The sequence below is a fragment of the Micromonospora sp. NPDC049900 genome, assembly GCF_044461025.1.
Classification (GTDB): Bacteria; Actinomycetota; Actinomycetes; order Mycobacteriales; family Micromonosporaceae; genus Micromonospora.
Genome location: NZ_JBITKM010000015.1, coordinates 36,296 through 55,715 on the forward strand (window position 1 = coordinate 36,296; position 19,420 = coordinate 55,715).

The following is a 19,420-nucleotide window of genomic DNA, read 5'->3' on the forward strand; positions in this document are numbered from 1 at the left end:
GAGTCCACCCACCCCCGGCGGCGAGCACCCCCACCGCTCCACTCGCAACCGTCCCGGCGTCCCTGACGCCGCAGCGCAAGGAGCATCATGAGACGTATCCTGCGGGCCATCACGGCCGTCGGCCTGCTCGCCGCCGGCTCCACCGTCGCCGTGGCCCTCGGCGGCACCGCCTCCGCCGACACCCTGATCTGCGAGCAGTACGGCAGCACGGTGATCCAGAACCGGTACGTGGTGCAGAACAACCGCTGGGGCACCACCGCCCAGCAGTGCATCAACGTGACCAGCAGCGGATTCGAGATCACCACCCAGAACGGCAGCAGCCCGACCAACGGTGCCCCCACCGCGTACCCGTCGGTCTTCGTCGGCTGCCACTACACCAACTGCTCCCCCGGCACCAACCTGCCCATCCAGGTCAGCCAGATCAGCAGCGCGACCAGCAGCATCAACTACCGGTACGTCAGCGGGGCCACCTACAACGCCTCGTACGACATCTGGCTCGACCCGTCGCCCAAGCGCGACGGCGTGAACCAGATGGAGATCATGATCTGGCTCAACCGGCAGGGCTCCATCCAGCCCATCGGCTCCCCCGTCGGCAACGCGAACATCGACGGCCGGAACTGGGAGGTCTGGCGCGGCAGCAACGGCTCCAACAACGTCATCTCGTACCTGTCGCCGTCGGCCATCAGCAGCGCGAACCTCAACCTGCTGGCCTTCATCAACGACACCCGCAACCGGGGCGCGATCACCAACTCCTGGTACCTGACCAGCATCCAGGCCGGCTTCGAGCCCTGGCAGGGCGGCACCGGCCTGGCCGTCACCAACTTCTCGGCCGCGGTCAACGGCGGTGGCACCAACCCGCCGCCCACCACCACCCCGCCGCCCTCGGGCAGCGGCGCGTGCGCGGTCAAGTACACCGCCAACTCGTGGAACAACGGCTTCACCGCCGACGTGCAGATCACCAACACCGGGTCGAGCACCCTCAACGGCTGGACGCTGGCGTACGCACTGCCCGCCGGACAGCAGATCACCAGTTCCTGGAACGCCACGGTGAGCCAGAGCGGATCCTCGGTGACCGCCCGGAACATCAACTGGAACGGCACGCTCGCGCCCGGGGCCACGGCCAGCTTCGGCTACCAGGGCTCACTGAGCGGGTCGTACTCCTCCCCCACCAACTTCACCCTCAACGGCGCCACCTGCTCCCGCTCCTAACCTGATGCAAGGAAGGGTCCCCTCCTAACGCCTCGTGCATAGGAGGGGACCCTTCCTAACATCCAGCCCACCTGAGTCACTCTGCCACCTCGGTCGGGCCTGCAGAACTGGCTGCCCCGACACGCAAGCAGAACCATCGGTGACTATCGAGGTCTAAGGTTCGGTGACGGCAACCGCGACGGCAACCCCAGCGAACGACGACGACCCGGCCCGGTCGCTGACTACGCACGGTTACCGACCCGAACGCGCGCCTTTCCTGGCCGCCCCGGCCATTTATGGCCGCCGCCTGTTCGATTACCGGCAATGATGTGATATTGAGCTTCGCCGTCAATCCGATGCCGGCCCACAGCACCGCAATTGTGAACCAGAACCGGGGTGCTGTCGGCGATCACATCGTACGTGTGGAGCGGCTACGACCATCGCGGCAGCAGCACGGTATGGATCGCGGCCCCGAGCTGGGAGATGATCAACTCTACTGACCGCCATGCATCGATGAACATCGATTTTGACAGCAGCCATGACAGCAACCGGAGCATACGTGCGCGCGCAGCAGCGCTTCCGATCCAGCCCGGCCCGAGGACCCGAGGGGTCAGCGGCTGCCGGTGGTGGTCAAGCGGACGACGGTGTCGATGCGGCGTCGGCGGCGCTGGTGTCGATCTGGTCGAGGGCGTGGCGGGCGGCGTCGTGGTCGAGGTGCGGGCGCAGCCTTCGGCGAGCCACTCCCCGTGAGGCCCGCCGCGATGACATCGATGCATCTACATTTGTACTATATATCTGACATCAGCCTTGACATCAACCGGGACGCACAACTACAACCTTCAGCGCACGACGGAGTGACGCCATCACCCAACGCGATAGCACCACTCCGTCGCGAGACACCTATCCAGTTATGGGCGCCGCACGTCGAGCTGGGCTTCCATTACTTCATCGACCCACCCACCGGAAACGCACACGACGGTGGCCGAGTCATCCGATTCACCTTTCGATGAAGGCGGCGCCGAAGAGGTCGCATCAGCCCCATTCTGACCTAATCCCCGAGGAACCATAGATAGAAATTGGAGCCGTTTTCGACCTGCCGACAAAGCGCCTCTATGTCTGACGCAGTTTCCTCACCCAGGACGTCGCGCACAGATTGACTTGCCACCTCCGTCCTAAGCATTTCTGCCTGTCGCTCATTGAATATGGTGTCCGCATATGGGAGCAGTCCACCGAGACAGGGGAACTTCTCTCGATCGATCTGCGCTAGAGCCTCTGACCAGCGGATACCCCGGAGTAGAACCCCGCGCCACGATCTCACCCCCTTCAGAGCGCACCTGCATGTTTATCATCAGAGCACCTCAGTATGGGTGGACACTTTCCACCTCACCATTCTTAACCCACACTGCCACTGAATGTAGGTCATTCCCGTCCGCGTCATAACCAATCGGGTGCCGACTCTTAATGTTCAGGACGTGCCGGTGTGCGGCACCGGTACCGAGGTTCATGTCATCCATCGGCTTCCTCATCGCCAGCTTCGCCCAGTTGCGAATGTGATCCGGCGTAACTCAGTCCTCGAACTTAGATTTCTCGGCCCACTTCCAGGCATCGAAGCAGTAAGCCAGCCGAACCAAGGCCCTCGACCAAGATCCGACTGGCTCAAAACTGCTCTACAGGATCAAGCACCCGGCTACGCCGGACCGCGCGCACGCGCTACGGCCTACGGCCCCGCGCGCACGACCATCAACACCGGGCCGCTACCCAGGAGTACGGCAAACCCGCCAACCGAGGCCGCGACGATCCCTTCACCGATCACCCTCGGCAAGTGGCCCCGGGGATCGACGCCGCGCCGCTACGCGGCACGCCACCGAAGATCCACCCATCCACCCTGAACCGGCAAGAACTCATCGAAATATGTCGATGCAGCCGCTCGCATGACGGCACCCGTGACGGCAACCCGAGTGGACACCGGCAGACTTTGACATCCCTCCGCTACGGGGCGTGATCACCAGGCCCGCGTTCCATGACACTTCACGAATCAGGAAACGACTGTCGATATGCCGCCAGGTACCCAGGGTCGCCTTGTCGCAGAATCGCTACCCGACTGCCTCATCGCCAATTGCCCGCAAGACGTCTGCCAGCCATACGAGCCCGTAGCCTAGCGCCTCAGATCGCCCTTCAAGCATCTCCCGAAGGTTATCCCAGGACTCGGAAACCTGCCCAATCGAGAACTCATTCGGCTCTTTATAGACGTCGTACCGGTCGGCGGCCGGTATCGACCAAAAGTAGTCCCGAGAGGTTGCCAACCGCCCGTCACCGCTCTTGGCGATATGAGCCATGAGCAGCTCGAACACTCGCCGCAGCTCATCCACCTTCACCTGAACAACTGGTTCCGACATCAGCACATACCGCCAAGTGACTTTAGGTTGTCCACCTGCTTCTGGAAGCCCCCGATTTCTTTCTCAAGGTGGTTGATTCGGCCATTGATGATACGCTGTCTGACCTCGTCGTTCGGCGCATTCTTCAACAACCCTTGGTTGTCATAGGCCCACGGGTCAGCCCTGTAGGCGTCGAGCTTTGCCTGGTGCTCAGCGATCCTCGCCTCAAGTGACCTGATGGACTTCAACTGCTCCGGCGTGAGCTCTCCACCGTCGTTGTGGACGAGCACCGGTGTGGTGCCGGCCAGCACATAGTACGTGTGGATGCCTGCGACGGTCAGATTGTAGGCCTGGCCCGGTGCAGTGGTGCTCAGATCGAGGCCAACGACAGCGATCGTCTCGCCGGAGGCGGTGCGCAGGTGGTCGCCCCGGTCTAGGTCTTGGCTGTCCTGCCACTCCCGGTCGGTCTCGTTCCAGAACGGATGGTCGTGGGTGGTCGCGAGGGAGCCGCCTTCGACCTTGAGGTCGACCAACTGGTCTTCATGCACCCAGACATGGGTGACCTCACGCGGCCCGTCCTCCCCGGTCTCGGGGTCGGTTGCCAGCACCATGTCGCCGACCTTGATGTTCCTGATCGGCTTGGTACTGCCGTCAGCCATCAACACTTCGGTGTCACCACTGAAACTCTTCAGCCCGCAAGCGATGAGTTGGTTCAACGGATTGTGGTGGCTGGCCTGGGCGAGGTCGACGAGTTCGTCGCCGAGTTTGAGAGCTCCCTTCCCCTTGCCTACTGGGATTAATCCCACGGCCGTCCACGCGCACCCGCTCACCTCGCCACCCAGGCATGCCCGAGCGTCGTTGTAGCCGGAGAGTTCAAGCCCCAGGTTGAGAAGGAAACCGTGCGCAGCGGAACTCTCCTCCGCTCGGATCTTGTCGCACAGGGCTTTGTCGTTGATGCAGATGGTCCGCCGCAACACGTCGATCTGCTGAGATTCTTGCAATTGGTTGAAGGTTAGGCCCCTGCGCCAACCATTCCAGCACGTGTCGAATTCGTCGCACCCGTACTTGTTGATGACCTGTTCGATGGTGACCTGGTTACCGCCGCCTCGCCCTGAGTTGCCGCCGCCACCCTGGTTGCCGCCGCCTGGTCTGCCACCGCCTCCAGGGTTGCCGCCTCCTGGCCTGCCACCACCGGGGCTGCCTCCGCCCGGCGGGCTTCCCCAGTTCGGATTCGGGTTACACGACGGGCTGTCCACACACTGGCCGCCCCCGGGGTCGAGGCCAGACGGGTCGGACAGGCTGATCGGGCTGTTGTTGGCGTAGGAGTACCCGTGATGCTGCTGTGGGCTGGCCAGGTCCATCACCGGGTCGACCGAGACGAACCGGCCGAGTGACGGGTCGTAGTGGCGCGCGCCGATACTGATCAAACCGGTGGGATCGATGTCGCCGCCGACGAAGCCCTTCTGATTCGGCCATACCGGGCTCGTCCTGAGCGCACCGTACGGAAGCTGCCGCCGGATCGTCGCCTGCTGGGTGCTGGCTGCCACCACCGCGTGCTGGGTTCCCTGGTGGTCGACATAGAGCCAGGTCAGGCCTCCTGCGGTACGCATGGCACAGACCTGTCCGCTGAAGCTGTAGTAGCGCGTTCCGGTCAGTCCACCGCCGGAGTCACGCCGTAGTTCCTGGCCCGGCAGATAGAGAGTGGTGCCAGTGGCGTCCCGACGGATCCATCGTGCGCCGTCGGCGTCATGGATGTTGGTCGCCACCGTGTTGCCCGCCACGCTGACGGAACTGAGTCGTCCTTCGGCGTCCCAGGCCAGGGTTTGCGAACCGCCGCCCGCCGGGCAAGTGTTCGCCCCGGTCGACGTGGGCCGGCAGACGGTATTGCCGGCGTTGTCGTAGGCGTAGCGGGTGACGACGTCCGCAGCACCGGTGATCTTGGTGGTCACCGCGGTCACGGCGTGTGGCCGCGTCGCATTCGTGCCTCCGGTGGGCAGCGTGTAGTCCCGGGTGATCTCGCTCGTGAGGTTCCGAGCGACCTCCTTCGTACGGTTACCGACCGCGTCGATCGTCCAGTCGAACCAGTACGGCGCAGGTCCTCCGAGGTTGGCGAGCGACGGTACGGCCTTACAGTTCACACCGTCCTTCGGTGTCCAAGCGTTGATCAGCCGGCCCAACGGGTCTTCGTTGAAGCATTGGGTGTCGGCTGACCCGGCCCCCGGAGCATCCGCGATCGAAGTGACGTTGCCGGCGGGCAAATAGTCGTAGCGACGGTCGGACACCGTGCCCGTGGCGGACTCCGGTTTGACGGAGACTCGTTTGATGCGACGGGTCGCCTCGTCGTAGTAGCGGGCGTCCTCGACGTAAAGGCTGTTCGTGGTCTTCCGAGTGGTGACGTTCGGCTCGCCGTAGACCGTGTAGGTCTGCGACGCGACATAGTGGCCGACACCGATCCCAGTTGTATTCAACTGCGTGGGAAGTCCGGTGACCTGGTCGTAGACGGTCGTTACGGTTTCGTTGGTCAGACCGCCGCCTTCGGGGTACGTCATCGTCGTCGGACTGCCCTCGTAGGGCGAGTATCCGTAGCCGAAGCTCCATGTCTTCGCCAGTCCGTCGCCCTCGACGGCGGGGACCACGTAGTTCACATTGGTGGGCTGGTACCGGCTGTTGAAGCCGCCGACCATCCACTTGTAGATGTTGGCCGACCCTGCCGGTTCGTAGCGGTACGCCTCGGTGAGCTTGCCCTTCGCGCCGACGGTCGAGCCGGTGTACAGCCGGTCGTACTTCCACTGCGCCCGTAGCGCTCCGGTGGCCGAGTCGTCACGCAGGGCCGTCTTCCGGCCGAGCACATCGTAGACGTACCAGAGTTCCTCGCCCCTCGGATCGCGAACCTTCTCCAACTCGTTGAAGTCGTTGTACGAGTTGACGGTCGCACCCCGGTCGGGATCGACGGTCTCGACCTGCCGTCCTCTGACGTCGTATCGGTAGGTCCACTGGTTGCCGACGTCATCGGCGACCTTGGTCAGTTGGTCCTTCCCGTTGTACGTGTACCAGGTCGATTGGAAGGGACCGCTCACACCGGCTGCGGTGGTGTGCTGACGCAGCTCGACCGTACGACCCTGGACGTCAACGACACTGGTGGTGGCGGTGCCCCCTTCCGGTGGTGTGATCCGGGTCAGGTTGCCCTCGTAGGACCGTGTGGTCCGCCACTTCTCGACCAGGCTGTCGACGTCGTTACCAGCCAACAGGATCTCGGCGGTCGGCCGGCCTGCGTTGTCATAAACGGTCGTGTTGACGGCTGGCACCGACCACTCTGGCTCAAACCAAAGCGCCCCAGAGGGGCTGCCCGGCTCGACGTGCGGCCGATAGCTGCTGCTCGGCCGTCCGACGCGGTCATAGATGGTGTCCGTCACCACCCGTCCGCCGCCGACGCCCGCCATCTGGGTCTGGCGCGGCCGCAGCAGTGAATCCAGGATCTGGTACGAGGTCAGGTAACCGCCACCGGCGTTCAGAACCTTCGACTGCACGTATGGGTAGGAGCCACGATTCGACGCGAAGTGGTAGGTGTACTCGGCTGACGGCGAGTTCTCGTGACCTGTGTAGCTCCAGCCGAGTCGCCACACCTTCGACACCCGGCCCAGAGCGTCGTACACGATCTTCGTTTGACCGTTGTTCTGGTCCGTGCTGACGTCGGTGGAGCCCCAGTAGGGGTTCGGCTGCGTGCTCTCGGTCCAGTTGAACGGTGCTGGCCGTGTGGCCGCGACCTTGGTGACCGGACCACCCGAAGCGGGCGTGTACGCGGTGGTGACGACGTTACCCTTGAGATCGGTCGTGCTGGCGACCCGACCGAAGGCGTCGAACGTGCTCTGCGCAGTGGTCTGCCAGACCGTCCCGGCGGCAGCGCTCCAGTCCTTCAGCGCCTCCGAGCGCGTCACGTTGCCGTAGATCGGTTTGTCGTCGGGGTTGTCGGCCCCGTCGTAGTAGTTGCGGGTGTCGGACAGGATGTGGTCCTGGCTGGTGGGCGCCCGACCACAGGTGAGGGTCGTTGTCGTCGTCTGCTTGACGGTCCCGGTCAGGTTACGGTCGAGGTCACGGTTGTAGCGGTAGGTGGTGCACTTCTCGTCGCCCGTCCGGCCGACGTCACCGTCGGACTGAGTCCAGTCCACGGTGCCGTACGTGTCGTCGTAGCTCCATTCGGTCCGAGTCGTACGCCACCCGGCCGCACCGTCGACGCCCAGAGCCGTCGCGCTGTAGGAGACCCGGGTGTTGGTGTAGTGGGCCATGACGGTGTCCCCGTTGATGGTCCGTGATGCGGTGGGCGTGGACCGCCAGGGAACGTTGACGATCTTGCTGACCGGCTTCGACTCGCTGCCGTTGTAGACGGTTTCCTCACGCACCATCCCGGCGAACTGGTCATGGTCATGGACGGTTTCACTTCCCAGTGAAGCGGGCACCGTCACCGTGCGAGTACCCCCGGAGGGTGCAGCCCGGTCGGCGTGCATCCCTCGCAGGTAGGTGGCGACGTTCAGGGTCTGGGCACCGGTGACGTCACCAACCCGGGTCTTGACCGTCGCATAGCCACGAAACTGGTCCCAGGTCTTACGCTTCGGCTTGGTCAACCCGTCGTCGTCGGCATAGTGCCAGGCAGGGCCACCGACGTACTCGTAGTAGGTGAACACCGGCGGTGCCTGGCGTCCGGTCACATCCGTCGGGAGATCCGACTCGGACACGGACTTCACACGGTGTTTGTGCCACCACTCAGTCACCATTCTCTCGCCCGCTGGATCATCGGGGTCGATCACCCGCACGGGATAACAGCGCATGGTGTTGGAGTGTTCGTCGGTCGGCACCCCGGGGCTGCCCCCGACGTACCTGGAGATCGAGGCGGACAACGCGGGCAGCATGGCCACCGCCCGAGCGGTCGGTTACCGGCCGACCGGGGGCGAGCCGGTCGTGGTCGACGAGGGCCGGCGCCGGCTCGTGCTGCACCGCTGGGAACGCGGCGCGGACCGCTCGCCCGCCGCGTGTTAGGAGGGGTCCCCTGCTATGCACGAGGCGTTAAGAAGGTGCCCTTCCTTTCACCCCGACCAGCGCGACCAGCGCGACCGGCGCGAGCGAGCAGCGCGGGTCAGGTGGTGCCGAGCGCGTCGATGTCGCGCATCTCCTCGGCGTTGAGGGAGAAGCCGAACACGTCGGCGTTGACCCGGATCCGGTCCGGGGTCACCGACTTGGGGATCGCCACGATCTCGTGGTCGAGGTGCCAGCGCAGCACCACCTGGGCGGGCGAGACGTTGTGCGCGCCGGCGATCCGGGTCAGCACCGGGTCCGACAGGTCACTGCTCTTGAACGGGCTGTAGCCCTCCAGCACCACGCCCCGGTCGCGGTGTTCGGCGTGCCGCTGCCGGTCGTACAGCCGGGGGCTCCACTTGATCTGGTTCACCGCCGGGTTCTCCTCCGTGGCCTGGATCAGCTCGTCGATCTGCGGGGTGCTGAAGTTGCTCACGCCGACCGCGCGGGCCAGGTCCGCGTCCCGGGCGGCGAGCATCTCCCGCCAGGTCGGGATCAGGTCACCGGGGTCGCTCGGCGGCCAGTGCAGCAGCCACAGGTCGACGTAGTCGACGCCGAGCGCGCGCAGGCTCTCCTCGATCGTCTCGCGTTCCCGGCCGACCTGGTCGGGCGGCAGCTTGGTGGTGATGAAGACGTCCTCGCGACGCAGCCCGCTCTCCCGGACCGCCCGGCCGACCTCCGCCTCGTTGCCGTACATGGTGGCGGTGTCGATGTGCCGGTAGCCCGCGTCCAGCGCGGCGAGCACCGCCTTGTAGCCGGTCTCGCCGGTGGCCTGCCAGGTGCCGAAGCCGAGCAGGGGGATTCGGACGTCACCGGGAAGGACGGCGGTGGGCTGGTCGACGTGGTCCATACCGACCGTTCTACCCCTGATCGTTGCCGCCATTCCCGGACCTGGGCACGTCGGCCCGGTTTGCCGGAGAATGTCATCGTGGCTGACCGGCTGGAGGAGTACCGGCGCAGGCGGGACGCGGCGCGTACCCCGGAACCGGTGCCGGCGACCGGGACCGGCCGGACCGGCGCGGACGGGGCCCGCTTCGTCATCCAGCAGCACCACGCCCGCAGCCTGCACTGGGACCTGCGGCTGGAGCACGACGGGGTGCTGGCCTCCTGGGCGGTGCCGCGCGGGCTGCCCCGCGAGCCGGGCCGCAACCATCTCGCCGTGCACACCGAGGACCACCCGATGGAGTACCTGGACTTCGCCGGTGAGATCCCGGCCGGCGAGTACGGCGGCGGCCGGATGATCATCCACGACCGGGGCACCTACCGCTGCGAGAAGTGGCAGGAGCGCGAGGTGGTGGTGGAGTTGCGCGGGCAGCGCACCACGGGGCGGTACGTACTGTTCGCCGCCGGTGGCCGCGACGGGCGGGACTGGATGGTGCGGCGCACCGATCCGCCGCCGCCCGGCTGGACGAGCATGCCCGAGCAGGTCGCGCCGATGCGCCCCACACCGGCCCGCCGACTCCCCGCCGACCAGGCCGCCTGGGGGTACGAGCTGCGCTGGGACGGGGTACGCGCGACGGCGTACGTCTCGGGCGGGCGGTTGCGGCTGCTCGCCGAGGACGGTTCGGAGATCACCGGCGCGTATCCCTGGCTGCGCCCGATGGCCGAGGCGATGGCACCGACCGAGGCGGTGCTCGACGGCGTCCTGGTCCGCATCGACCGGGCCGGTCGGGTCCGACCCGCCCGGGGTGGCCGGAGCACCACCGACGCCCAGTACCTGCTGGTCGACCTGCTCTGGCTGGAGGGTGTGAGCAGCGTCGACCTGCCCTATCCGCAGCGCCGGGAGTTGCTCGACGGTCTGGCGCTGGCCGGGCCGCACTGGCAGACTCCGCCGTGGTTCCCCGGCACCGGCGCCGAGGCCCTGCGTACCGCCCGTGAGCAGGGGTTGCCCGGGGTCGTGGCGAAGCGGCTGGACGCCGGCTACGAGCCCGGACGACGCAGCCCGGCGTGGCGCAGCGTCGACGCGAGCTGAGGGGACCATCGTGCACCTGACCCACCTGGAGTGCCCGCGCTGCGGCACCGAGCACGACGCGCACGTACCACAGAACCTCTGCGTGTGCGGCTCGCCGCTGCTGGCCCGCTACGACCTGGCGGCGGTGCGGCGGACGGTCGAGCCGGAACGGTTCGGGCTGCGCCCGGCCGACCTGTGGCGTTACCGGGAGCTGCTGCCGGTGGCGGATCCGACGTATGTGACCACGCTCGGTGAGGGCTGGACGCCGATGCTGCGCGCCCCGGCGTACGGCGCGGAGATCGGTGTGGACGACCTGCTGGTCAAGGACGAGGGGTTGACCCCGACCGGCTCGTTCAAGGCGCGCGGGGCCGCGGTGGGGGTGAGCCGGGCGCGGGAGTTGGGGGTGCGACGGATCGCCATGCCGACCAACGGCAACGCGGGCGCCGCCTGGGCCACCTATGCGGCCCGTGCCGGGATGGGCGCGACGATCGCCATGCCGCTGTCCGCGCCGACCATCTGCCGCCGCGAGTGCGTGGCCGCCGGGGCGGACCTGCGCCTGGTCGACGGCTTGATCGGCGACGCCGGGCGGCAGGTCGCCGGGCTCGTCGCGGCCTCGGCCGGTTCGATCTTCGACGCCGGTACGCTGCGCGAGCCCTACCGGCTCGAAGGCAAGAAGACGATGGGGTACGAGATCGTCGAACAGTTGGGCTGGCAGGTGCCCGACGTGATCATCTATCCGACCGGCGGCGGAGTGGGGCTGATCGGCATCCACAAGGCGCTCGGTGAGCTGCGCGAGCTGGGCTGGGTGGAGGACCGACTGCCCCGCCTGGTGGCGGTGCAGTCCACCGGTTGTGCGCCGATCGTGCGCGCGTTCGCGGCTGGCGAGGACCGGGCGCAGCCGTGGGCGGACGCGCACACGGTGGCGTTCGGCATCACCGTGCCCGCGCCGCTCGGCGACGAGCTGATCCTGACCGCGTTGCGCGCCACCGCCGGGACCGCGATCGCGGTCGACGACGCCGAGATCCTCGCCGACCTGCGGGACTTCGCGGCTCGCGAGGGGCTGCTGCTCTGCCCGGAGGGGGCGGCCTGTCTGACCGCCGCCCGCAGGTTGCGCGCCGGTGGCTGGATCCGCGCGGGCGAGCGGGTGGTGGTGCTCAACACCGGGGCCGGCTTGAAGTACCCGGAGACGGTGGACGTGAGCGGCGTACCGCTGCTGCCCGCCTGACGTCTCCGGACGGTCACTGCGCGGCCGGGTCGGTCAGCCGCCAGGCGGCGTTGACCAGGCCGATGTGCGACAACGCCTGCGGGGTGTTGCCGAGCTGCGCCCCGGTGGTCAGGTCGATCTGTTCGCTGAGCAGGCCGACGTCGTTGGCGTGCCCGGCCACCTGCTCGAACAGCCGGGCGGCCCGGTCCTGCTCACCGGCCAACACCAGGCACTCCACCAGCCAGAACGAGCAGAGCAGGAAGCCCGCCGGGTCGGTGTCCCAGCGGCGGACCAGGCCGCCCTCGCCGCCGAGTTCCCGTTCCACGGCGGCGATGGTCGCGCGCATCCGGGGGTCGGTCGCCGGCAGGAAGCCCACCACCGGCAGGTACAGCACCGCGGCGTCCAGTTCGGGCGAGCCGAACGCGCCGGTGAAGACGCCCCGCTCCCGGCTGAAGCCGTCGCGGAGCACGGTGGCCCGGATCTCGTCCCGGACGCCCGCCCAGCGCCGGGGGTCGGCCCGCTCACCGAGGTGGGGTGCCAGCCGTACCGCCTTGTCCAGCGCCACCCAGCAGAGCGCCTTCGACGCCACGTAGTGCCGGTCGGTGTCCCGGGTCTCCCACATGCCCCGGTCCGGCAGGTGCCAGGTGGCGGCCACCTGTTCGGTCAGGCCGAGCACCATCTCCCGCACCTCGGTGCCGAACGACTCGCCGAGGTGGTCGCGCAGACGCCACACCGCCGACACCATCTCGCCGGGCACGTCGAGTTGGCGCTGCCGCCAGGCGTCGTTGCCGATCCGCACGGGGGAGCTGTCCGCGTAGCCGGCCAGGCCGGGGCCGTGGTGCTCGGTGACGTCCCGCTCGCCCTCCAGGCCGAACAGCACCGGCACCGGTTCGGCGCCGATCCGACCGATCGAGCGGGCCGCCCAGTCGAACAGCCGGGACGTCTCGGTGGGGCAGGCCGCCACCCAGAGCGCACGCATCGTCATCGCGAAGTCGCGGAGCCAGGAGAAGCGGTAGTCGTAGTTGCGGTCACCGCCGATCCGCTCCGGCAACGACGTGGTCGGTGCCGCGACGACCGCGCCACTGCGGGCGTACGTGAGGCCGGTGAGCACCGTCGAACTGTGCCGGACCACGTCCGGGTATCGGCCGTCGTAGTGGTGCGTGTCGCGGAAGGAGCGCCAGGTGCGTACGGTGTCCGCCAGCCGCCGGACCGGGTCCAGCGCGGGCGGCCTCGCGCCGTAGGTCGGGGCGTACGCGACCTCGAAGCCGAGCACCTGCCCCTCATCGATCTCGAAGACGTGCCGCACCCGGTCGTGGTCGGCGGTCAGCCGCATCCCGGCGCCGCGCAGCGTCAACTCGACCGGCCCGGCGACGGCCCGCACCCCGCCGTCGTCCAGTTCGTGCAGGTAGGGCGTGAGCAGGCTGTACTCCGGTCGGGGCCGGAAGTCGAGCGCCATCCGTACCCGGCCGGAGAGCCCTTCCACGACGCGCAGCAGCACGGCCGGCGACCGCAGGCCGAGTTCGTGGCCCCGGGCACCGGCCTCGGCGGCGAGCGCGTCGGTGACGGCGACGCGGCCCTCCGGGGTCTCGTGCACGGTCCGTAGCACCAGGGTGTCCGGTCGGTAGGCCCGCTGCACCCGGTGCCCGGCGCTTCCGGCGGCGACCGGCGCGAGCCGCCAGTGACCGCCGTCGGCGTCGAGCAGCCGCGCGAAGACGGCGGGCGAGTCGAACCGGTTCGGGCACCACCAGTCGACCGAGCCGTCCCGCCCGACCAGCGCGCCCGATCGGCAGTCGGAGAGGAACGCGTAGTCGGCGATCGGCGGCTGCACCATCCGGTACGCGTACCCGGATCCTCGACCACATCACGCCGGCCCGCAGGCCCCGGGCCGGCGGGACGGGTCAGGAGGTCGGCGGCTCGTCCTCGCCGGCGGCCTCGGCCGCGTCGGCCTCCTCCTTGGTCTTGTGCACCGCCTGGTCGGCGTGCTCCGGCGGCCCGTAGACGGTGTAGAGCACCAGCGGGTTCGGTCCGGTGTTGACGAAGTTGTGCTTCGTCCCGGCCGGCACCACCACGAGGTCACCCTGGACGACCTCGCGCTTCTCGCCGGCCACCCGGGCCTCGCCGGTGCCGCTGACGAAGGTGAGGATCTGGTCGATGTCCTCGTGGACCTCCTCGCCGATCTCACCGCCCGCCGGAATCGTCATGATCACCAGTTGGGTCTGCTTCCCGGTCCACAGCACGCGCCGGAAGTCCGGGCTCTTCTCGGCGACCGTGGCGATAGTGAAGTGCTCCATGCCCGGCACATACCCCGTTGCGACCCGCTCCACGCCGGGACTTGCAGATAGTGGAATTGCGCACGATCCGAGGGTTTGCCGGCACGCGGAACGGGGATCGACACGACCAGCCGGCACTGGTCGGCCATGCCAGGTCCCCGCCGACGTACCGCCGTACGGGCTGCGGTGGCGGGAGACGGCTGAGCGCGGCGACGTTCGGGTCCTCGGGGATCGAACGGCGCCGTGCGCTCGTGTCCGGGTCCCGTTCGGTGCCCGTCCGTGCGGCCGGGCCGGGACGGCTCGCACTAGGCCAGGACGGCCAGGTGGAACGGCCGGTCGGCGAAGGCCCCGGCGCTGTCGAAGGTGGTCACGAAGACCGCGTTCGGGATGCCGGTACGCCCGGCGACGGCGATCTGACCGGACGGCGCCAGCCCCGCGCTGCCCGACAGCCCGACCGTGCCGACACATCCGGCGGCGGTCACGTCCTGGTCGAAGACCACCTGGTACATCCCGGTGCTCAACCGGTCGGCGGTCGCGGCGCCCACCCCCCGGACCAGGTCACCGTTCGCGCTGACCACGGCGAACAGCACTCTCGCGGTGGACGGCATGCCGGCGCCGCCGCAGGTGGTGTGCGCGGCTTCGGCGCGGGCCGTGGACTCCTCCTCCGGCGCTGGCTGGGCCGCCCGCCTGCTCCTGACTCTCGCGCTGGACATCGTTCTCCTCTCCAGCCGGCCGGGCGGCCGAGGCGTGTTGAGTTGATTAGGGCGGCTAAGAAGGATCAGCACCGATCAGCACCCTTTGTGCATCGAACGTATGTCGCGTTCCCCGTCGACAGCCACACGACAGGCTGTCCGATCATGGACAGTCGACATCTCGATCATGCCTCTGACCTGCGGCGGAACTTCCGCCAGTAGGGTGTGTCGTCAGTCGTCCGGGTCCAGCACCGGTACGCCACCGGCGCACCGCACCGACAGTTCGTGCTCGCCGCTCGGACCGACGAACTTCACCTCGGCGTCGTCGTCCGGGCCCCGGTCCACGTCCTCGACCGAGTAGCCCTGCTTCGGCGACCAGGACGCCAGCCACACCCCGCCCGGCACGCACTCGGCCACCACGCTGCCGCCCTGGTTGGAGAAGCTGCGCCGGTGCGGCGCATCAGGCGTGGGACTCGTCGACGCGGTCGGGCTCGCCGGAGACGTGGCGGTCGGGCCCGGCGTACCGGTCGTCGGTGTGGTCGTGCGGGGCGGCGCGGCCAGCTCGCGGGCGACCTCCTCCTGGCTGCGGACGCCGCCCGGCGTGCCGGTGAGGCTCTCCCCCACCAGCCGGATGGCGGCGACTCCGATCAGCGTGGCGACCACCGCGGTGGCCAGCCACCCGGCGACGGCGAGGAGCGTACGACGTCCCATCACCCGACTATCCCTGATCGCAGGTTGGGGCGACCTTCGGGGAAGGCTAAGGGAGGGTTAACGGACGCCGCCGTCGCGCCGGGGCGCATATACCCTGCCTGCTGTGGCCCGCCTGCTGCTCATCGAGGACGACCTGACCATCCGCAACCCGCTGGTGCGGGCGCTGCGCGAACGGGGACACGCGGTGGCGGCGGCGTCCACCGCGATGGCCGGGCTCCGCGACGCGCTCGACGACCGCCCCGATCTGGTCGTGCTCGACCTCGGGCTGCCCGACCTGGACGGCCGCGAGCTGCTCCGGATGCTGCGCGCGGTCAGCGCGGTGCCGGTCATCGTCGCCACCGCCCGCGACGACGAGACGGAGATCGTCCGGGTCCTCGACGCCGGGGCCGACGACTACGTGATCAAGCCGTTCACCGCCGCCCAGCTCGACGCGCGGGTCCGCGCGGTGCTGCGACGCGGGCCGGGCGGACCGGCCGAGGAGGATCCGACCGTGGTCGTCGGCGGGCTGCGGATCGACCCCCGGGCGCGTCAGGTCAGCCTGGACGGCGTGTCGGTCGATCTGACGCCGCGCGAGTTCGACCTGCTGCGGCACCTGGCCGGCCGGGTCGGCGAGGTGGTGACCAAGCGCGAGCTGCTCACCGAGGTGTGGCAGATCCCGTACGGCGGAGCGGACAAGACCGTGGACGTGCACCTGTCCTGGCTGCGCCGCAAACTCGGCGAGAGCGCCCAGCAGCCTCGCTACCTGCACACCGTACGCGGGGTGGGGGTCCGGCTGGTGGCACCCGAGGCACAGCGGTGAGGGCGCGACTGGCGCTGCTGGTCGCCGCCGTCAGCGTGCTCATCGTGATCGCCTTCCTGGTGCCCCTGGCGCTGTTGCTGCGGACCTCCGCCGAGGACCGGGCGACCGCACGGGCCACCGCCGACGCGCAGGGTCTCGCCCCGGTGGTCGGCACCGCCGACTCCGAGACCGTCCGGCTGACCGTCGACCAACTCGTCCAGAACGGTCGACCGGTCAGCGTCTTCCTGCCCGACGGTGACCAACTCGGCGCACCGGCCCCGCGTACGCCCGCCGTCGAGCTGGCCGCCCGGGGGCAGAGCCTGACCGCCGAGACACCGCAGGGCCGCGAGGTGGTGATCGCGGTGCAGGGCCGTACGGACGGCACCGCGGTGATCCGTACCTTCGTGCCCAACGCCGAGCTGACCCGTGGCGTGGACCGGGCCTGGCTGGTGCTGTCCCTGCTCGGCCTGCTGCTGGTGCTGATCGGTCTGGCCGTGGCCGACCGGCTGGCCCGCACCCTGGTCCGCCCGATCAGCGAGCTGTCGGCGGTGTCGCACCGGCTGGCCAACGCCGAACTGGATGCTCGGGTCGAGCCGTCCGGGCCGGCGGAGCTACGCGAGGTGGGCGGCGCGCTCAACCACCTGGCCGGGCGGATCCAGGAACTGCTGCTCCAGGAACGCGAGCAGGTGGCCGACCTGTCCCACCGGTTGCGGACCCCGCTGACCGCGCTGCGGCTGGAGGCCGAGTCGCTGGCCGACCCGCAGGACGCCGCCCGGATCGCCGGTGCGGTGGACGGGCTGGAACGGGCGGTGACCGGGCTGATCCGGCAGGCCCGCTGGCGTACGCCCGCCGAGGGCGCAGCGGTCACCGACGCGGTGGCGACGGTGACCGAGCGGGTGGCCTTCTGGTCCGTGCTGGCCGAGGACACCGGACGGGCGGTCGACCTCGACCTGACACCGGGCCCGCTGCCGGTCGGCGTCCCCGCCGACGAGTTGGCGGCGGCGGTGGACGCCCTGCTCGGCAACGTCTTCGCGCACACCCCCGACGGCACCGCCTTCGCCGTACGGCTCACGCCCGACGGCGGCCAGGTGGTGTTGACGGTGGCTGACGAGGGCCCCGGCATCGCCGCCGAGTCGGTCCGGCGCGGAGCCAGCCAGGCCGGGTCGACCGGACTGGGGCTGGACATCGCCCGCCGGGCCGCCCAGGCCAGCGGTGGCCGACTGGAGTTGGGCGAACGTCCCGGCGGCGGGGCCGAGGTGGTGCTCCGCCTCGGCACGCCGAAGGTCTGAACGGCCTTAACCCGGCCTTAGCATTCGGACAGCGCGCCGCTATCCCACCACGACCGATGCTGTGTGCATCAACCGAGGAGAGGTGGCACCAATGAAGCGCAACCCCCTGATCCTGGCGTCGGTCGGCGGCGCCGCGGCGGTCCTCGCGGCGGCCGGGATCTTCCTGGGCGTCACGGCGGCCGACAACGACCGCACGCGGCAGACCACGCTGACCGCGGCGACCGCCGCGCCGGAGGAGACGGCCCCGGCCGCTCCCGACGCGGTCACGCCGCCGGCCGACCCCGGTACGGTCGCGCCGCCGAGCGACCCCGGCAGCGTGGCCCCGCCGACCGACCCGAGCACGGCCGCCCCGCCGGCCGGCACCTCGCCGGACGCCGCCGACAAGATCAGCCGTGAGCGGGCCGGTGAGATCGCCCTGGCACACGTGGGCGGGGGTCGGATCACCGAGGTCGATCGGGACCGGGAGAACAAGCGTCCGGTCTGGGAGGTCGAGATCGTCAACGGCGACGTCGAGCACGAGGTCGACGTCGACCGGGAGACCGGCCAGGTGCTCAAGGCCGAGCAGGAGCGGTACGACGGCGACGACGACGACCGCGACGACGATGACGATGACGATGACGACCGGGACGACGACTGACCGGTCGACAGCGGGCCGGTGACGGCCGATGGACACCCCGGAGCGGCACCCGCCGCCCGGGGTGTCGCGCTGTCGGTGCCCCGGGCACCCCGCGATGACAGTCGCGGAGCTGACAGCGATCCGCCGAATTTCCGGCTGCATGGCCTGTGAGCTGGGTAATCACCTGGCTACATTTAATTATGGTGCCCGCCCACCGGGGCTGGGCGACGGAACCGGTCTACCGTCCCGTCCTCGCCGCACGGCGGGGGGAACTGGACGCGCTCGGCCACCTCGACGACGCCCTCGCCCCACTGATCGCCCCGATCCTGCACGTGTCCGAACTCGACAGATCCATCGTGGAAGCCGTCAGCCGGTTCCCGCCGGGGCTGGTCCCGGCCGTCGACGTCGGCGCCCTGCCCGACCCGGCCGGTGCCGAGCCGCTGCGCTGGGGCGTACCGCTGGTGCCGGTGATCGGGCTGACCGACGGTGAGCAGCGGCTCGCGGCACACGGCGTGACCGCGCGGGCGTACTGCGGCCGGGCCGTGGTGCGACTGCGGATCCGACTGGACCGGGCCGGACCGGACGCCGCCACCACCGCGCTGGAGCGGATCTGGCGGTACGCGCGACTGGCCCCCGAACAGTGCGACCTGATTCTCGACTGCGCTGACGTGTGCTGCCCGGCGGACGTCCGCACCACCGAACCCCGGGTACGCCGGGCCTGGGACTGGGCCCGCCGACACGCCTGGCGCTCGGTCGGCGTGGTGGCCGGTGGGATGCCGCCGGCACTGGCACGGCTGCCCACCGACGAGCCGGTCCGGCTGGACCGCTGGGACTGGCTGCTCTGGCGGCGGCTGGCGGACCTCGGAGTGGGATTCGGTGACTACGGGGTCGGCTCCGCCGCGCCCGGCGGGGAGCCGGTGGACCGGCTGCCGACCGTCCGCTACACCGACGCGGACGTCTGGTGGCTCTACCGGTGGTCGCGTCGGGGCCGGCGCGGCGACGAGCGGGTCGCCGACCTGTGCCGCGAACTGGTGTCCGCGCCGCACTGGCCGGCGACGGGCGCCGGCTTCTCCTGGGGCGACCACGAGATCGTGCGTCGGGCGCGGCGGGTCGCCGGAGCCGGGTCGGCGACCAACTGGGTGGCCTGGAGCACGTCACACCACCTGGCCCACGTGCTGGCCGCGCTGGGACACACCAGCGGTGGTGGGGTCCGGCACCCGGGGATCGTTCCACCCCCGAGGGCCCGTGGTGGGGAGAGCCGGCGCGCGGGTTGAGCCGA

15 protein-coding genes are annotated in these 19,420 nt (G+C 69.4%); 8 read left to right on the plus strand and 7 right to left on the minus strand.

The genetic code is table 11. The annotated features are described in order from the left end of the window. The first annotated feature begins 87 nt into the window (after window positions 1-87). The gene (locus tag ACIBMZ_RS25285) at window positions 88-1,209 is read left to right on the plus strand and encodes a cellulose binding domain-containing protein (protein ID WP_396697849.1); all 1,122 of its coding nucleotides are present in this window, start codon (window positions 88-90) and stop codon (window positions 1,207-1,209) included. A gap of 2,072 nt (window positions 1,210-3,281) precedes the next feature. On the opposite strand, the gene ACIBMZ_RS25290 is transcribed toward ACIBMZ_RS25285, so the two are convergent. Together ACIBMZ_RS25290 and ACIBMZ_RS25295 are read right to left on the minus strand one after the other, a co-directional pair. Continuing rightward, complete coding sequence (locus tag ACIBMZ_RS25290) at window positions 3,282-3,584, minus strand: hypothetical protein (protein WP_396697851.1); 303 nt, start codon at window positions 3,582-3,584, stop codon at window positions 3,282-3,284. Continuing rightward, a complete protein-coding gene (locus tag ACIBMZ_RS25295; protein ID WP_396697853.1) occupies window positions 3,584-8,371 on the minus strand; it encodes a polymorphic toxin-type HINT domain-containing protein in 4,788 nt (1,595 codons plus the stop codon). The genes ACIBMZ_RS25290 and ACIBMZ_RS25295 overlap by 1 nt, the downstream gene beginning before the upstream one ends. Before the next feature lie 13 nt (window positions 8,372-8,384). Between ACIBMZ_RS25295 and ACIBMZ_RS25300 the strand changes: the two genes are divergently transcribed. Next, window positions 8,385-8,594: a hypothetical protein gene (locus ACIBMZ_RS25300; RefSeq protein WP_396697855.1), complete on the plus strand. Its 210-nt coding sequence runs from the start codon at window positions 8,385-8,387 to the stop codon at window positions 8,592-8,594. A gap of 97 nt (window positions 8,595-8,691) precedes the next feature. Here ACIBMZ_RS25300 and ACIBMZ_RS25305 read toward each other — a convergent pair whose 3' ends face one another. Further along, entirely contained in the window at window positions 8,692-9,480 is a 789-nt protein-coding gene (locus tag ACIBMZ_RS25305) for an aldo/keto reductase (protein WP_396697857.1), read from the minus strand. 78 nt (window positions 9,481-9,558) lie between these two features. On the opposite strand from ACIBMZ_RS25305, the gene ACIBMZ_RS25310 reads away from it, so the two are divergent. Next, window positions 9,559-10,602 (plus strand): DNA polymerase ligase N-terminal domain-containing protein, encoded by a 1,044-nt coding sequence (locus ACIBMZ_RS25310; protein ID WP_396697859.1) that lies wholly within the window; start codon window positions 9,559-9,561, stop codon window positions 10,600-10,602. Between the two features lie 10 nt (window positions 10,603-10,612). Beyond that, window positions 10,613-11,806 (plus strand): threonine synthase, encoded by a 1,194-nt coding sequence (locus ACIBMZ_RS25315; protein WP_396697861.1) that lies wholly within the window; start codon window positions 10,613-10,615, stop codon window positions 11,804-11,806. A gap of 13 nt (window positions 11,807-11,819) precedes the next feature. Here the strand turns inward: ACIBMZ_RS25315 and ACIBMZ_RS25320 are convergent, their stop codons facing one another. From ACIBMZ_RS25320 to ACIBMZ_RS25335, 4 genes are all read right to left on the minus strand, one after another. Further along, complete coding sequence (locus ACIBMZ_RS25320) at window positions 11,820-13,616, minus strand: glycoside hydrolase family 15 protein (RefSeq protein ID WP_396697864.1); 1,797 nt, start codon at window positions 13,614-13,616, stop codon at window positions 11,820-11,822. Between the two features lie 67 nt (window positions 13,617-13,683). Continuing rightward, a complete protein-coding gene (locus tag ACIBMZ_RS25325) occupies window positions 13,684-14,076 on the minus strand; it encodes a cupin domain-containing protein (RefSeq protein ID WP_396697867.1) in 393 nt (130 codons plus the stop codon). Window positions 14,077-14,360: 284 nt separating this feature from the next. Next, on the minus strand, window positions 14,361-14,768 hold the full coding sequence (locus tag ACIBMZ_RS25330; protein WP_396697868.1) for a hypothetical protein: 408 nt from the start codon (window positions 14,766-14,768) through the stop codon (window positions 14,361-14,363). A 210-nt stretch (window positions 14,769-14,978) separates the two neighbouring features. Then, window positions 14,979-15,458 carry a septum formation initiator gene (locus ACIBMZ_RS25335; protein WP_396697870.1) on the minus strand — a complete coding sequence of 160 codons (480 nt, stop codon included), beginning with the start codon at window positions 15,456-15,458 and terminating at the stop codon, window positions 14,979-14,981. Window positions 15,459-15,561: 103 nt separating this feature from the next. Between ACIBMZ_RS25335 and ACIBMZ_RS25340 the strand changes: the two genes are divergently transcribed. The 4 genes from ACIBMZ_RS25340 to ACIBMZ_RS25355 all read left to right on the plus strand — a co-directional run bounded on the left by ACIBMZ_RS25340 (window position 15,562) and on the right by ACIBMZ_RS25355 (window position 19,415). Beyond that, window positions 15,562-16,257 (plus strand): response regulator transcription factor, encoded by a 696-nt coding sequence (locus ACIBMZ_RS25340; protein WP_396697872.1) that lies wholly within the window; start codon window positions 15,562-15,564, stop codon window positions 16,255-16,257. After that, on the plus strand, window positions 16,254-17,525 hold the full coding sequence (locus ACIBMZ_RS25345; RefSeq protein WP_396697875.1) for a sensor histidine kinase: 1,272 nt from the start codon (window positions 16,254-16,256) through the stop codon (window positions 17,523-17,525). The genes ACIBMZ_RS25340 and ACIBMZ_RS25345 overlap by 4 nt, the downstream gene beginning before the upstream one ends. Window positions 17,526-17,616: 91 nt before the next feature. Then, a complete protein-coding gene (locus ACIBMZ_RS25350) occupies window positions 17,617-18,162 on the plus strand; it encodes a PepSY domain-containing protein (protein ID WP_396697877.1) in 546 nt (181 codons plus the stop codon). A 179-nt stretch (window positions 18,163-18,341) separates the two neighbouring features. Continuing rightward, entirely contained in the window at window positions 18,342-19,415 is a 1,074-nt protein-coding gene (locus ACIBMZ_RS25355) for a hypothetical protein (protein ID WP_396698039.1), read from the plus strand. Window positions 19,416-19,420: the final 5 nt, after the last annotated feature.